Consider the following 15,209-nt stretch of genomic DNA (forward strand, 5'->3'; position numbering starts at 1 on the left):
CCATAAAAATGGTTAGAGCATTGAAAGTTAGCAAAGTCTTAGTGTCGCAGCCCCGTCCTGCGATTATCGAAAAGTCCCCCTTCTACGAACTCTCCCGGAAGCACAACGTTGCTATCGAATACAACCCCTTCATCCGCGTCGTAGGCGTCTCGCTGAAGGAGTTCCGCGGACAGCGGGTCGAGATTCTCGACCATACGGCCGTCATCTTCACCTCGCGCACCACCATCGACAGCTTCTTCCACATCTGCGAGGAGGCCCGCATCACCGTGCCCGAAACCATGAAGTACATCTGCCAGACGGAAGCCGTGGCGCTCTACCTGCAGAAGTACATCGTCTACCGCAAACGGAAAATCTCGTTCGGCGACGGCTCCTTTACGTCGCTCATCGAACTGATTGTCAAGCATAAGGAGGAGAAGTTCCTGCTCACGCTGAGCGAGCCCCACAAATCCGAGCTGCCCGAGACGCTGGCCAAGTTCAAGCTCTCGTTCCACCCGGTGATTCTGGCCCGCACGGTGGCCTCGGACCTGAACGACCTCGACCTGAAGGAGTACGGGCTGCTGGCCCTCTACTCGCCGTCGGACGTCAAGGCGCTCGTCGAGCACTTCGGCACCGAGGGGCTGCCCGCCATCGCCGTCTTCGGCGAGGGTACGTTGCGTGCGGCGCTCGATGCGGGTCTGACCGTGCTGGCCAACGCCCCCACGCCCGAGGCCCCCTCGATGGCCAAGGCCGTGGACATCTTCCTGACGAAGGTGGCTGCCGGCGAGGAGCCCCAGCCCGTGGCGCTGACCACCGACACCCGCAAGGAGGAGTTCATCCGCAGCCAGCAGCACAAGCTCGCCAAGAAGAGCCGCGTCCGCCGTACGGAGAGCGCCAAGTAGCACCGCGCACAAACAGGAGGCACGACCATGATGCAGCATCCCCATGCCCTTCGACCGTCGGAGCGGCTCCGTTCGCTCGGAGCCGTGCGGCGGCTGTTTCAGCACGGCGAGGGGGGCTTCGTCTTTCCGTTCCGCTACGTCTGCTACGCCGAACCCGACGTCGAGGCCTCGGTCGAGGTGCTCTTCTCGGTCCCCAAGAAGTTCCACAAGCGGGCCAACCGCCGCAACCTGCTGCGCCGCCGCACGAAGGAGGCCTACCGCCTGCAGAAGCAGCTGCTCACGAACCACTGCGGGCAGTCGAACGTCGATTTGGCGCTGATTTACTCCTCGAAGGAGGTGCTCCCCTACAAGACCATTGCCCATGCCGTCCGCCGGATTCTGGAAAACGTTGCGGAGCGGCTTTAAGCGCGTCGCCGCCTTTCCGCTGCTGGTGCTGGTGCAGTTCTACCGCTACTGCATCTCCCCCTTCACGCCCCCCTCGTGCCGCTTTACGCCCACCTGCTCGCAGTATGCCGTCGAGGCGCTGCGCAAGTACGGCCCGCTGAAGGGGAGCTGGCTGACGCTGCGGCGCCTTGCACGGTGCCACCCGTGGGGCGGCAGCGGCTACGACCCCGTCCCCTGAGCGGCGCGGCCTGCCGACCGGGGAGGGACCGGAAAAGGAAGGGGCTGGAAAGAGGAAGGAAGAGGCCCTGAGAAGACCCGAATGACGACCGAACGATGGCCGGACAAGGCAACGACACAACGGCCGGCGGGATAAAAAGGAGAAAAAGGTCCGGAGAGGCCCCGGAGGCCCGAAAACCCCGAGAGGCGCCGAAAGAGGCGCCGCCAAAGCCCCGGACAAACAGACAAACAAAGCGCCCCGCATCCTTGAATCGGAGGATGCGGGGCGCTTTTTGCATGCTTGCACGGCCGCGGAGGTTCAGAGGTCGTGCGCGGCGGCTGAAAGATGGTGCTCGGCGGTCCCAAAATCGCGCGGCAGAGACGAGTCGAAGGTCACCCGGCGGCCCCGGGTAGCGCCGGCCGCCAAGGGGGCCGAGAAGGACCGTTCAACCGTTCAGAAGTTTCCCGGCACCTCAGAGGTCGTGCGGCTCGCAGCAGCGTTTCCCCGGCGGCTCAGAGGTCATACGGTTCGCAGCAGTGCTCGCCCGCCGTCTCGAATTCGAGCGTGGCGTGGCCGATGCCCGCCTCGTGCAGCCGCTCCTTGACCTGATGCTTGACCTGCTCCATGCGGGCCTCGGCTTCGGGCTCCAGCACGACGTGGGCCGTGAGGGCATTCTCCGTGGTGCTGATGGCCCAGATATGGATGTGGTGCACGCCCCGTACCCCCTCAACCGAGGCGATGGTGCGCTCGACCTCCTCGAGGCGGATGCCCTCGGGCACGCCGTCGAGCGAGAGGCGCAGGCTGTCGCGCAGCAGCGACCAGACGGAGCCGACGATGACCGCCGCCACGGCAAGACCCACAATCGGGTCGATGAGCCTCCACCCCGTCCACGAGATGATGACGCCCGAGAGCAGCACCCCTACCGAGACGAGGGCGTCGGCCGCCATGTGGAGGAAGGCGCCGCGGACGTTGAGGTCGCGCCCCTTGTCGCGCATGAAGAGCCACGCCGTGAAGCCGTTGACCAGGACCCCGACGCCGGCCGTCCAGGCGATGGCATCCCCCGTGACCGCCTCGGGATGGAGCATGCGGCCGATGCTCTCGGCCACAATCACCCCGACGGCGATGAGCAGGATGAGCGAGTTGAGCAACGAGATGAGCACCGTGCTCTTCTTGTAGCCGTAGGTGTAGCGCGACGTGGCGGGGCTCTGCGACAGCCGGAAGGCGAGCATCGCCAGCAGCAGGCCGGCCACGTCGCTCAGGTTGTGGCCCGCATCGGAGAGCAGACCCATCGAGCCGTAGCAGAGGCCGACGACGAACTCGACGATGACGAAGAGCAGGTTGAGCGCAATGCCCAGCACGAAGGCCCGGTTGAGAGACAAGGCGTCGGCCGGGAGCGGATGATGATGGTGATGATGAGGTTCCTGTGCCATATTGTTTGATGTTTGTCTTTTCGTACCCTTCAGAGCTCGCCGATGCTCTCCTTCACGTCGGAGAGCTCGACCAGCTTGTTGACGATGGCGTAGATGGTCAGCCCGGCCGGCGAGTGAATCTGCAGCTTGGCGATGATGTTGCGCCGGTGGGTGATGACCGTATGGGTCGAGATGCAGAGGTGGTCGGCAATCTGCTTGTTGGTCATCCCCTTGACGATGCAGACGACTATCTCGCGCTCGCGGGCCGAGAGGGGCTCCTGCCGCGGCTCGGTGCCGCGCGACCCCTCGAGTCGCAGGATTTTGGCGCGCAGCTGCTCCTCCGAGTCGTAGAGCGAGAGAGTCTCGTCGTAGGCCTGCAGCACCGACGAGTCGGTGACGGCCAGCTGCAGCGCCACGCAGCGCATCCGTTCGCAGCCCGACTCGTCGCGCAACTGCTGCGGGGTGATGAGCCCCAGCGAGGCGGGGTTGACCACCAGCACGTCGGGGCGGTGGCGCGTGAGGAGCATCGCAAGACGCGACATGTCGCCGATTTCAAGGATGTCGAGGTTGACGCCCGGCATCTCGCGCAGCAGCGCCAGCAGCCCGCAGCGGATGATGGCCGAGGGCTCGGCGACGGCAAATTTCAGCGCCTTGCTCATTGCGGACCCCCTTTCTGCTCGAGGCGGCGGATGGCCGGGGTGAGGAGCCTGTCCTCGACGGCGTTGTGCGAGGCGAGGTCCTGCTCGCAGGTGAAGAGGTCGAAGAGGACGCTGTTGAGCTCATTGGTCCCCTGCGCCGGGTAGTAGCGAATCAGAATCCGCTTGAGCTCCGAGAGCTTCGACTCCACCTGGTCGTGGTGGCGGCTGAAGACGTCGATGGAGTAGTCATCCGGACGGGTGCCGGTGAGCAGCGCCCGCACGTAGGGGAAGACGCGCCCCTCCTCGTAGGCCATGTGCTTCTGCACCTCGGCCACGTAGGCGTCGAAGAAGCGGATGACGACCAGCGCCACGTCGCTGCTGCAGTCGATGGCCTCGATGAGCTTGCGGCGGATGGCCGGCAGGCGGAAGTCGAGGAAGTATCCGTGCGAATTGTGAAGGTAGCCCAGCAGCGCCTCGACCGAGAGGCCCGAGGGGTCGTCGGCGAGCATCGCCTCGCCGGCCGTCAGCATGTTGACCACGGCCAGGAAGGTGGCCGCATCGACCCCCGCCGCGCGGCACACCTCGCCGATGGTAGCGTCGCCGAATCCGAGGGAGATGCCGAAGCGGCTCATGACCAGCAGCACGGGGTAGTTGTCGCACACCAGGTCGCACATGCGGTCGTCGACGTCGTATTTTCCTATTCTGTACATGGTTTCATCGTTTTGCAGCCGCCTCGGAGCCGGAGGCCCTGAGTGTTTTGCCGGGTAGGCTCTTCCGCAGCCGGGAACCGGGATGCCGTCGCCGGAGCGCACTCGGAACCGGGAGCCTTCCGCAGCCGGGCCGAAGCGCCGGGCGGGCTCTTCCGCAGCCTTGCGCGTCGGGCGGGGCGGCCTGTTTGAACCGTTCAAAGATAGCCGTTGCGGCGGGAATGTGCAATCCCCATTTTCAGGTATTTTCGGGCCGCCTCACCCCACCGGGCCGCCGGCCTCAACGGCGGTCGATGTCGACATAGGTCGTCTGCAGCAGCGTGCGCCCCACGTCGAGCAGCTCGGGCGAGGTGACCGAGACGGCGCGGTCGGCGGCGCAGTCCCACACCGCTTCGCCCGAGGCGTCGACCACGCCGAAGCCCTCGTTGAAGGTGTAGTAGGCGAAGCGCCGCGGCTGGTTGACCGTGTCGAAGAGGTCCTTGCTGTAGTCGAACGCCTCGTGGCTCAGCCCCATGCTCCCCAGCAGCGTCGCCGCGAAGTCCATCTGCGAGCCATAGTCCTCGACCGAGCGCGGCCGTGCCACGGCGCCCCCCAGCCAGAGCATCGGGATGCGGTGGCGCAGCGGGATGTTGTAGGCGATGCCTTCGGGATAGGGGTAGCCGTGGTCGGCCACCAGCACCAGCAGCAGGTTCTCCCAGGCGGGCGAGGCCTTCAGCCGCTCGACCATCCGTCCGACGCACTCGTCGGAGAAGGCCATGGCGTTGAGCACCTTGTCGTCGAAGCGCGCATAGGGGACATCGAAGGGGATGTGGCTGCTCAGCGTGAGCAGTCCGGCAAGGAAGGGGTGCCCCCCGGCATCGAGTTCGATGACCCGCCGCGCGAAGTAGTCGCACATCACCGCATCGTCGTAGCCCCAGTGCGAGGCGGGGGCGTCGAAGTGCAGGTCACGCTGCCATACGAGCTCCTGCCACCCCGTGGCGTAGAGGTACGAGGCCTGGTTGGTGAAGTTCAGGTCGCCGCCGTAGGTGAAGCTCGTGGCGTAGCCCTCCTCCCCCAGCGAGCGGGCGATGGAGGGGAGCGTCGCGGCCTTGGCCGGGAGCTTCATCACCGAGAGGAGCGTCTGGGCCGGGAAGCCGCTCAGGACGGCCACCTCGCCGCGGTCGGTGCGGAACGAGTTGGCGAAGAAGTTCTCGAACCAGACCCCCTCGCTCTTGAGCCGCTGCATGTTGGGCATAACGGGCTCGCCTTCGCACGTGGCATCCATCACCGTACGGCCGAAGCTTTCGAGCAGCACGACCACCACGTTGGGGCGCTGCGTGCGGAGCACCGCATCGGCCGCATCGGCCGGGACGGAGCCGGAGGAAGCGGCCGGAGCGGCGGTCGGAGCGCCGGTCGGGGCGGCATCCTCCGCAGAGGCCGGAGCGGAAGCCGACGCATAGCCCGCGGCGGCGGGAGCACCCTCCGCACGGCGGTTGCCGCGCAGCTCCTCGAAGCGGGCGGCGCGCTCCTCCTCGGGGAAGAAGGGGTAGGCATCGGCATAGGAGCCGTCGTCGCCCAGCGTCGAGAGGAAGGAGAAGAGCGGGTTGACGGCCGCCTGGTTGAGGAACATCTCGGGGCTGAAGGCCACCTTCGAGACGTTGGCCACCGAGGCGCCGACCCCTCCGCGGATGGCCAGGAAGTCGAAGCCGCCGAGCAGAAGCAGCACGAGGCTCCACACCCCGCGCAGCGGGATGCGTCCCGCCGGGAGGAAGAGCCGCCGCACCAGCAGGCGGTAGAGCCAGACGAGCAGCGCCGTGCAGGCGGCGAAGAAGAGCGTCTGGCGGATGCCCATCCACCAGTCGACGTTGGCCAGCACCTCCTTCGGGGCGTCGAGGTACATCAGCGCCGTGCCGTCGAGGCGGAAGCCCCAGTGTTCGTAGAGGGCCAGGTCGACGGCGAAGACCGCCCCCGCAACCAGCGCCACCACCCAGAAGTAGAGGCCGAAGATGCGCCGCCACGTGCGGTCGGAGAGGGTGACCCAGAGCGAGAGGAGCGTGAGCAGCAGCGGCAGGGCGGTGACGTAGCCCGCCACGGTCATGTCGAGCGAGAGGCCGTGCCAGACGACCCGGCACCAGTCGCCGAAGCCGTAACGGGCCGCCTCGGAGGCGTAGTAGAGGAGGAATACGGGTTTCTGGAGCGCCATCACCAGGGTGGTGGCGCAGAAGGTGGCAAGGGGGAACAGGAGTCTCTTTTGCATGGTCTTCGGTATTGGAGGGGCGCCTCGGGGGCGGCACCGGTGCGCAGAGTGCAACCGGCCCGGCGGCAGGGCCCGGTGCAAAGGTACGATTTTGTTGCGAAAAAGCGCTCTGCGGCGTCCGTTTGGCGACCTACGGAGGAGGGAAACCGACCAAAAAGACGGCGGGAGGACGGCGGGGGGGGGCCGGCGGTGGACAGGAGGGAAGGGTGGAGAAACGGACGGGGCCGGACGACAGGCAGGCGGGCGGAGGCCGGCCGACGGCGGGCAGGCGCGGTGGACAGGCGCGGCGGGCCGGCAGGCAGACGGGGGCCGGTCGACAAACCATAAAATAGCCGGGCGCGGCGGACGAACCACAAAAGCAGGCTCGGCGGCCGCATAAAAAGCGGGACGGCGGAGAGGTTCCGTCGTCCCGCAGGCGTTTTATCGGGGGCTGCCCCGCGCGTCAGCGCGTCAGCTGCTCCTCAATCGGGTCGCCGTACTGCTGCTGCAGGCGCCGCAGCTCCTCGTGCAGCCGGGCCTCCGTGTCGGCATAAGCCGGCTCGCCGTAGAGGTTGTGCAGCTCGTGGGGATCGGCCTCCAGGTCGTAGAGCTCCCACCAGTCGATGTCGTTGTAGAAGTGGATGAGCTTCCAGCGCTCGGTCCGCACGCCGTAGTGGCGCTTGACCATATGCTCGGCCGGATATTCGTAGAAGTGGTAGTAGAGCGCACGGCGCCAGTCGGCGGGATGCTCGCCCCGCAGCAGCGGCAGCAGTGAACGCCCCTGGATGTCGTCGGGAACCGGCACCCCGGCCAGCTCGAGGAAGGTGGGGGCGTAGTCGATATTCTGCACCAGGGCATCGATGTCGCCCCGCGCACCGCCCGGCAGGCGCATCACCAGCGGCGTGCGCATCGACTCCTCATACATGAAGCGCTTGTCGAACCAGCCGTGCTCGCCCATGTAGAAGCCCTGGTCCGAGGTGTAGACCACCAGCGTGTTGTCGGCCAGACCCGACTCCTCGAGGTAGTCGAGCAGCCGCCCCACGTTGTCGTCGAGCGAGCGGAGCGTCTTCAGGTAGTCGCGCATGTAGCGGTTGAACTTCCACTGCGCCCGTTCGCGCCCCTGCGGCTCGTGGCGGTAGAACTCCTCGATGAGCGGCCCGTAGAAGCGCTCCCAGGCGGCCCGCTGCTCGGGGTTCATGCGGTCGAGCATCCGCTCGTAACCGGCGCTCAGCCGGCTGCGGACCCCCTTGCGCCACATCTTGAGGTCGTAGACCACATCCATGTCGTGGTCCGAGGCGATGGACATCTCCTGCGCGGCGGCAGCCGGACGCCCCTCGTAGTCGTCGAAGAAGGTCTCGGGCAGCGGGAAGTCGCGCTCCTCATAGAGCGCCAGATGGCAGGTGTCGGCCATCCAGTTGCGGTGCTGCGCCTTGTGGTGCACCAGAAGGCAGAAGGGCTTCGTCGTATCGCGCCCGTGTTCGAGCCATTCGATGCTCTTGTCGGTGATGATGCTCGTCAGATAGCCCTCGCAGAGGGTCGTGTCGCCGCTCTGACGGATGAAGAGTGGGTTGTAGTAGTCGCCCTGGCCGGGGACCACCTCCCAGTAGTCGAAGCCCGTGGGGAGGCTTCCCAGATGCCACTTGCCCACGACGGCCGTCTCGTAGCCGGCCCCCTGGAGCAGCTTGGGGAAGGTCTGCTGCGAGCCGTCGAACGGGGCGCAGAAGGTGTTGTCGGTGTAGCCGTTGGCGTGGGAGTGCTTGCCCGTGAGCATGCAGGCGCGGCTCGGGCCGCTCAGCGAGTTGGCCACGAAGCTGTTGGTGAAGCGGACGCCCTCATCGGCGATGCGGTCGAGGTTGGGCGTCGAGGCGTAACGGTCGTCGTAGCAGCTCATCATCTGCGACGTGTGGTCGTCGGTCATGATGTAGAGGATGTTCATCGGGCGGCGGGGCGCCTCGGGGCGGGAGCCGCAGCCGGCGGTCGAAGCCGCCACGGCGGCAATGCCGCCGGCAAGCAGAAGGGGGGAACGCTTCATGAGAGGTTCGGAATGGGTTTTTGTTTTGGGTTGGTTGTCGGTTGGTTGCTCTTCGGGACCGGGGCGGAGCCGGAGCGTCGGACGGGGTGCCTTCCGAAGCGCCGGGCGGCGGGCCGGGACCGTTTCTGAAGACAAAGATACGATTTTTTCGATGCGGTGCACCCCTCGGGCGGGGCGCGCGGCCGATTTGGGGCCGAAAAGTTTTGCCGAAGCGCCGGGATTCGCTATTTTTGTCTCGCGGACGGGAGAGGGGGGCCCGGCGCCCCGCCCGCCGCAACGCAACACTTCCGCACATGAAATACTACCTCATCGCAGGCGAACCCTCGGGCGACCTGCACGGCGCAAACCTCATCGAAGGGCTCCGCAAGGCCGACCCCGAAGCGCAGTTCCGCTTCTGGGGCGGCGACCGGATGGCCCGTGCGGGCGGCGAGCGCAACCTGGCGAAGCACTACCGCGAGACCTCGTTCTTCGGCATCGTGCAGGTGCTCCGCAACCTGGGAACCATCCGCCGCCAGATGCTCGAGTGCCGGCAGGATGTCGCCGCCTTCGCCCCCGACGTGCTGATTCTGATTGACTACCCGGGCTTCAACATGAAGATGGCCCGCTGGGCCCACGAGCAGGGCATCCGCACCTTCTACTACATCGCCCCCAAGGTGTGGGCCTGGCGCGAATACCGCGTGAAGTCCATCCGCCGCTACGTCGACCGCCTCTTCATCATCTTCCCCTTCGAGCGGCAATACTTCTCCTCGAAGGGCATCACCCCCATCTTCGAGGGAAACCCGCTGGTCGACGCCATCGACCGGCGGCTGCCCGAGCTCCCCACACCCGAGGAGTTCCGCCGCCGCAACGGCCTCGACAGCCGCCCCATCGTGGCGCTGCTGGCCGGCAGCCGCGCCGGCGAAATCCGCGACAACCTCCCCCTCATGGCCCGTCTGGCCGAGCGCTTCCCCGAGCGGCAGTTCGTCGTGGCGGGCGTCTCGTGGCTCGACCGCGCGCTCTACGAGCGCTACATAGCGGGGAGCTCCATCCGCTACGTCTGCGACCAGACCTATGAAACCCTTGCGGCGGCCGAGGCGGCCGTCGTCACCTCGGGCACCGCGACGCTCGAGACGGCGCTGCTGGGCATCCCCGAGGTGGTGGTCTACCGCACGCTCTGGTTCCAGGTCAAGCTGCGCCCCTACGTGCTGAAGGTGCCCTGGGTCTCGCTCGTCAACCTCAACCTCGGGCGCGAGGCGGTGCGCGAGCTCATCCAGTCCGACCTCGACATCACCGCGGCCGAGCGCGAGCTGCGCGCCATCCTCGAAGGGGGCTCCCGGCGGCAGCGCATGCTCGACGACTTCGACCAGCTGCGCCGCATCATCGGCGGCCCGGGGGCCAGCGAGCGCTTCGCCCGCCGCATGGTCGGGGAGCTCCGCCGCGACTCCGCCCCCAATGACCGGTAAACAAAGAGACGACCCATGAAAATCATCTGCATCGGACGCAACTACGCCGCCCACGCCGCGGAGCTCCACCACCAGACGGGGCTCGGGACGGAGGCGGCCGACGAGCCGCTCTGGTTCCTCAAGCCCGACACGGCGCTGCTGCGCAACAACGACCCCTTCTACGTCCCCGACTTCTCGCAGGAGGTGCACTACGAGTGCGAGCTGGTGGTGCGCATCGACCGCGTGGGCAAGTGCATCGAGGAGCGTTTCGCCCACCGATACTACCACGAGGTGGGGCTCGGCATCGACTTCACGGCGCGCGACCTGCAGCGCGAGGCCATCCGCCTGGGGCTCCCCTGGGAGCGGACCAAGGCCTTTGACCGCTCGGCGGCCCTCGCGCCCCGCTTCATCCCGCTCGAGGAGCTGGGCGGCGACGTGCAGCGGCTCCGCTTCGAGCTGGAGCTCAACGGCCAGGTGCGCCAGCAGGGCGACACGTCGCTCATGCTCTACCCGGTCAACCGCCTCATCGCCTGCGTCTCGCGCTACCTGACCCTCCGCATGGGCGACCTGCTCTTCACCGGCACGCCGGCCGGCGTGGGGCCCGTCCGCCCGGGCGACACGCTGCGCGCCACGCTCGAGGGGCACGAGCAGCTCTGCTTCGACATCCGCTGACCCGCCCCCGAGCGGTCCGCATAAAACCACCGGCCGGTCGGACACCGCCCCCGCGCGGAGCCGGCCGACCCGCAAACCGACAAGACACGACACACAACCATGCTGCTGCACGAACGACTCCGCAACTACCGTCTGCTGCTGGCCTCGCAGTCGCCCCGGCGACGCGAGCTGCTGAGCGGCTGCGGCCTCCCCTATGAACTCGCCCCGCGCTACGCCTGCGAGGAGCGCTACCCGGCCGGACTGCCGGCCGAGGAGGTGCCGCGCTACCTCTCCCGCCTCAAGAGCGAGGCCTACCCCTTTCCGCTCGGCGAGCGGGACATCCTGCTCACGGCCGACACGGTCGTGGTACTCGGCGACCGGGTGCTGGGCAAGCCGCACGACCGCACCGACGCCGTCGCGATGCTCCGCGCCCTTGCGGGGCGGTCGCACGTGGTGGTCTCGGGCGTGACGCTGCGCACCGTGCACGCAAGCCACACCTTCACGGCCCGCAGCGAGGTGTGGTTCCGCCCCCTGCGCGACGAGGAGATTGACTACTACGTCGACACCTGCCGCCCCTACGACAAGGCGGGCTCCTACGGCATCCAGGAGTGGCTCGGATATGTGGCCATCGAGCGCATCGACGGCTCGTTCTACAACGTCATGGGGCTCCCCGTACAGCGGCTCTACGTCGAGTTGGAGCGCTTCCTTGCGGCCGGCGAAGAGGGGACGCCGGCAGAGTAGCCCGCGCCCCGGAGAGCGGTCCGGAAACCGGAAGCGGCCCGGAAACGACCCGAGGCAGAACAATCCGAGGCAGAGCGGCCCGGAGAGCGGCCGCAGCGGCCCAACGCCCCCGACACCCGACACCCGACGCTCCGCCCCGGCTGCACAGACCCCGCGGAAAGCGCCCGGAGCCCCGCGCAACCCCGACCCGCAACAACCCAACGAAATCCAACGAAATCCAACAAAAACCCAACGAAAAACCCACAAAAAACCATCGAACCATGTTCAAACGTACGTTTCTGACCCTCGCCGTGCTGCTGCTGACGCTGCCCGCGCTGGCGGACAAGGGAATGTGGCTCCCGAGCCTCATCTCGTCGCGCATCGACGACATGCGCGCCAAGGGCTTCCGCCTCACGGCCGAAGACATCTACAGCATCAACCGCGCCTCGCTCAAGGACGCCGTGGTCCTCTTCGACGGAGGCTGCACCGGCGAATTCGTCTCGGACGAGGGGCTGCTGCTGACCAACCACCACTGCGGCTACGACTACATCCAGGCCCACTCGTCGCTCGAACACGACTACCTGACCTACGGCTTCTGGGCCCGCTCGCGCGCCGAGGAGCTCCCCAACGAGGGGCTCAACGTGCGGGTGCTGGTCCGCATGGAGGAGGTGACCGACCGCATCGCCGCGGGCGAGAGCCCCGAGGAGATTTGCCGCAAGGCCGAAGCCGAGGGCAAGGGTTACCGCGCCTCGGTCGAGCAGATGTACTACGGCAACCAGCAGTTCCTCTTCCTCTACGAGCAGTTCGACGACGTGCGTCTGGTGGCCACGCCCCCCTCGTCCATCGGCAAGTTCGGCGGCGACACGGACAACTGGATTTGGCCGCGCCACACGGGCGACTTCTCGATTTTCCGCGTCTATGCCGGCAAGGACAACCGTCCGGCGCCCTACTCGCCGGAGAATGTCCCCTACCGCCCGGCGCGCCACTTCAAAATCTCGCTGCGCGGCATCCACGAGGGTGACTTCACGATGATTTACGGCTTCCCGGGCAACACCCAGGAGTACATCCTCTCGGACGCCGTGGCCTACATCGCCGAGCGCTCCGACCCGGCCAAGATTGCCATCCGCACCGGCCGCCTCGAGATTATCTCGGAGGCGCAGGCCGAGGACCCCGAGCTGCGCATCCACTACGCCGCCAAGCACGCCACCATCGCCAACGCATGGAAGAAGTGGCAGGGCGAGATGCTGGGCATCAACCGTCTGGGCACGGTGGCCAAGAAGCACGACTACGAGGAGCGCTTTGCCGCCTGGGCCGCCGACCGCGAGGAGTACCGCACGGTGGTGGCGGAGCTCAAGGCCGAATATGCCCGCATCGCCGACGCCTACTTCGCCTACGAGCTCATCTCGGAGACGCTCGCCGCGCTGCCCACCTCCTACGACGAGGAGGAGCGTGCCGAGAGCTGCTTCGAGCGGCGCCGCGCCACCGAGCAGGCCCTCTTCGAGTTCCTCGCCGCGGAGTATGCCGCCCGCTGCCCGGCACCCTATCTGATTCCCGAGTTCCTCGACGGCCTCCACACGTGGGACAGCCCCGAGGCATATGCCCGCCACCTCTTCGAGGAGGTGTGGAGCGGCGAGAAGTCGGCCGACGCCGAGGCGCTCGCCTCCGGCATCAAGCGCATGCGCAGCCACATCGTCTGGCTGCTAGGGACGCGCTCGCTGCGCAACCTCACGAGCAAGCGCCTCAACGAGCTCTACACCCGCTACATCCGCGGGCTGCGCGAGTGGGACACCCAACGGGCCTTCTTCCCCGACGCCAACCTCACGCTGCGCGTGGCCTACGGCTCGGTGGCCGGATACGAATATGCCGACGGCGAGTACCACAAGCCGCAGACTACCCTCGACGGCATCATCGCCAAGGACAACCCCGAAATCTACGACTACGACATCCCGCAGCAACTGCGCGACCTCTACGCCTCGAAGGAGTACGGCCGCTGGGGCATCACGCTCGACGGACGGCGCACGGTGCCCGTCTGCTTCCTGGCGACGAACCACACGACGGGGGGCAACTCGGGCTCGCCCGTCATCAACGGCCGCGGCGAGCTGGTGGGCATCAACTTCGACCGCACGTGGCGCTCGACGATGAGCGACATCGAGTTCGACCCGGAAATCTGCCGCAACATCGCGGTGGACATCCGCTACGTGCTCTTCGTCATCGACCGCATCGGCGGGGCCGACTACCTCTTCCGCGAGATGGATTTCGTCCGCTGAGGCAGCCCGGCCCGCAGAGCCATCGGGAGCCGTTCACCCCGCATCGGGGCGGACGGTTCCTTTTTTATTATGGGGCACCTCCTGTCGGGCGGCAGTCGTCCCCGGCCTCACGGCTTCCCCGGCGGCCCCCCCCTTAGCCAGCCTCCCTCCGGCCTCCACAACCGTCCGAGACCGCCCTGCGGCAGTCTTCCACCGACCTCACGGCTTCCCCGGTGGAGGGCGGAGGGAAGAAAAAAATCATTTTTTCGACACAAAGCGTCCGAAAATTTGGCGGATTCAAATATAAACTCTATATTTGCACACCCGAAATGAGAAATTCGGCAGTGTCGCCCAGGTGGTGAAATTGGTAGACACGCTACTTTGAGGGGGTAGTGAACAATTACGTTCGTGCAAGTTCGAGTCTTGTCCTGGGCACCAGAAACCGCGTTAGAGGAAACTCTGACGCGGTTTTTCGTTTTCCGTGTCCGCACCGTGTCCGCATTTCATCCTGAACCACATAATCAGCATCCGTCAGAATCACCCAGTCAACCGGTTGGAGCAAGAATTGTCTGTGCGATACGGAGAGTTACCGATCATCGCATTGAAAATGCAAACCTGGCTCCATTAACAGCAAAGTGATTTACATCCCCGCTCCAACGTCGAGCGTGCCGCAGCAGCCGTTCGTGCGGAAGATGACTTGTCATGAAAGAGCTATGTACCGTGACATTCAACCCTGATTGCCTACCAACATATACCTAATCCGTTCCAAAATCGGGCTGAAAAAATCATAAAAAGTGAGTATTGCCGGGGCGCTGTAACACCGGTAATTTTGTTTCCGAAAAATAACAATCAGCCCTATGAAAATCAAATCTGTACTTATGATGTTATCCGCCGCAGTCTTTATGATGGCGTGTGACAAGGATGAAAACGGTTCGAAAACGGTCGACTTTGCAGGCCGCTACAACGGCTATACGCTGGCCAGTTGCAACTATTTCCAGAACATGATCTCGGCGGATGAGACCGTTGTCCTCACGAAAAACACGGACGGCACCGCCTCCGTATCGTTCACCTCCGCCACGTGGGGCGAATTTACCATCACCGATGCACAGGCGACTGTAAACGGAGACCTCTGCACACTCTCGGGCAGCGGGCAGACGCAGATGGGCATGAACGGGAATACCTCGACCTATGACTGCACCTTCACGGCCGAGATCCGGTCGCAGGACGATGCCCGGATGGAGTTTTCGATACCGGCCGTCATGGGCGGCATGACTCTTACGTTCCAGACAGGCGACGCTCCGGCCGACCTGCTGCTGGCCGGAACCTACGAAGGATATACGGATGCCGACTGTGCGATGTTCCAGAATCGTTATACCGATGGCGAAAGCGTAAAACTGACGGCCAACGGCGACGGCAGCGTGAAGGTTGTCTTCGAATCCGCCTCGTGGGGAACCTTTACTGTTGAGTCGGCCACTGCGACCAAAGAGGGCGAAGAGTACGTCTTTACGGGCAGCGGCAGCGTAGCCATGGGAATGGGTGGCTCGACAAGCAACTACGACTTCACGCTCAGCGGCCGGAGCAATGCCGCCAAGGACGACTTCTCAATCGCATTCAACGTACCGGCCGTCATGGGCGGACTGACCGTCACGCTGCTGCCGGGAACGGCTCCGACTACGGAAGAGTAACTCGAC

General features: G+C 65.7%; 13 protein-coding genes and 1 tRNA gene. 9 read left to right on the forward strand and 5 right to left on the reverse strand.

Going from position 1 to position 15,209, the window contains the following annotated elements; genetic code table 11:
- The first annotated feature begins 20 nt into the window (after positions 1 to 20).
- The 3 genes from B5F90_RS06955 (at position 21) to yidD (ending at position 1,500) form a co-directional block, all read left to right on the forward strand.
- Entirely contained in the window at positions 21 to 878 is an 858-nt protein-coding gene (locus B5F90_RS06955) for a uroporphyrinogen-III synthase (RefSeq protein ID WP_239307760.1), read from the forward strand.
- A gap of 93 nt (positions 879 to 971) precedes the next feature.
- Positions 972 to 1,283, forward strand: coding sequence for a ribonuclease P protein component (locus B5F90_RS06960; protein ID WP_234025747.1), 312 nt, complete (start codon positions 972 to 974; stop codon positions 1,281 to 1,283).
- A complete protein-coding gene (yidD, locus tag B5F90_RS06965) occupies positions 1,240 to 1,500 on the forward strand; it encodes a membrane protein insertion efficiency factor YidD (protein WP_087362081.1) in 261 nt (86 codons plus the stop codon). The genes B5F90_RS06960 and yidD overlap by 44 nt, the downstream gene beginning before the upstream one ends.
- A gap of 491 nt (positions 1,501 to 1,991) precedes the next feature.
- On the opposite strand, the gene B5F90_RS06970 is transcribed toward yidD, so the two are convergent.
- The 5 genes from B5F90_RS06970 to B5F90_RS06990 form a co-directional block, all read right to left on the reverse strand.
- Positions 1,992 to 2,909: a cation diffusion facilitator family transporter gene (locus B5F90_RS06970; RefSeq protein ID WP_087362082.1), complete on the reverse strand. Its 918-nt coding sequence runs from the start codon at positions 2,907 to 2,909 to the stop codon at positions 1,992 to 1,994.
- A gap of 29 nt (positions 2,910 to 2,938) precedes the next feature.
- On the reverse strand, positions 2,939 to 3,547 hold the full coding sequence (locus B5F90_RS06975; protein ID WP_087362083.1) for a LuxR C-terminal-related transcriptional regulator: 609 nt from the start codon (positions 3,545 to 3,547) through the stop codon (positions 2,939 to 2,941).
- On the reverse strand, positions 3,544 to 4,236 hold the full coding sequence (locus B5F90_RS06980) for a hemerythrin domain-containing protein (protein ID WP_087362084.1): 693 nt from the start codon (positions 4,234 to 4,236) through the stop codon (positions 3,544 to 3,546). Before B5F90_RS06980 ends, B5F90_RS06975 begins: the two co-directional genes overlap by 4 nt.
- Before the next feature lie 277 nt (positions 4,237 to 4,513).
- Positions 4,514 to 6,469 (reverse strand): LTA synthase family protein, encoded by a 1,956-nt coding sequence (locus B5F90_RS11165; protein WP_239307761.1) that lies wholly within the window; start codon positions 6,467 to 6,469, stop codon positions 4,514 to 4,516.
- A gap of 442 nt (positions 6,470 to 6,911) precedes the next feature.
- Positions 6,912 to 8,480 (reverse strand): sulfatase, encoded by a 1,569-nt coding sequence (locus tag B5F90_RS06990; protein WP_087362085.1) that lies wholly within the window; start codon positions 8,478 to 8,480, stop codon positions 6,912 to 6,914.
- Positions 8,481 to 8,773: 293 nt separating this feature from the next.
- On the opposite strand from B5F90_RS06990, the gene lpxB reads away from it, so the two are divergent.
- From lpxB to B5F90_RS07020, 6 genes are all read left to right on the forward strand, one after another.
- The gene (gene lpxB / locus B5F90_RS06995) at positions 8,774 to 9,922 is read left to right on the forward strand and encodes a lipid-A-disaccharide synthase (protein ID WP_087362086.1); all 1,149 of its coding nucleotides are present in this window, start codon (positions 8,774 to 8,776) and stop codon (positions 9,920 to 9,922) included.
- Between the two features lie 15 nt (positions 9,923 to 9,937).
- On the forward strand, positions 9,938 to 10,573 hold the full coding sequence (locus tag B5F90_RS07000) for a fumarylacetoacetate hydrolase family protein (protein ID WP_087362087.1): 636 nt from the start codon (positions 9,938 to 9,940) through the stop codon (positions 10,571 to 10,573).
- Positions 10,574 to 10,672: 99 nt separating this feature from the next.
- Complete coding sequence (locus B5F90_RS07005) at positions 10,673 to 11,293, forward strand: Maf family nucleotide pyrophosphatase (protein WP_087362088.1); 621 nt, start codon at positions 10,673 to 10,675, stop codon at positions 11,291 to 11,293.
- Positions 11,294 to 11,553: 260 nt separating this feature from the next.
- The gene (locus tag B5F90_RS07010; RefSeq protein WP_087362089.1) at positions 11,554 to 13,539 is read left to right on the forward strand and encodes a S46 family peptidase; all 1,986 of its coding nucleotides are present in this window, start codon (positions 11,554 to 11,556) and stop codon (positions 13,537 to 13,539) included.
- A 328-nt stretch (positions 13,540 to 13,867) separates the two neighbouring features.
- Positions 13,868 to 13,956, forward strand: a tRNA-Leu gene (locus tag B5F90_RS07015).
- 419 nt (positions 13,957 to 14,375) lie between these two features.
- Entirely contained in the window at positions 14,376 to 15,203 is an 828-nt protein-coding gene (locus tag B5F90_RS07020) for a calycin-like domain-containing protein (protein WP_087362090.1), read from the forward strand.
- The last annotated feature ends 6 nt before the right edge of the window (positions 15,204 to 15,209 follow it).

Source organism: Alistipes sp. An31A (assembly GCF_002159425.1).
In the GTDB taxonomy this organism is placed as follows: domain Bacteria; phylum Bacteroidota; class Bacteroidia; order Bacteroidales; family Rikenellaceae; genus Alistipes; species Alistipes excrementigallinarum.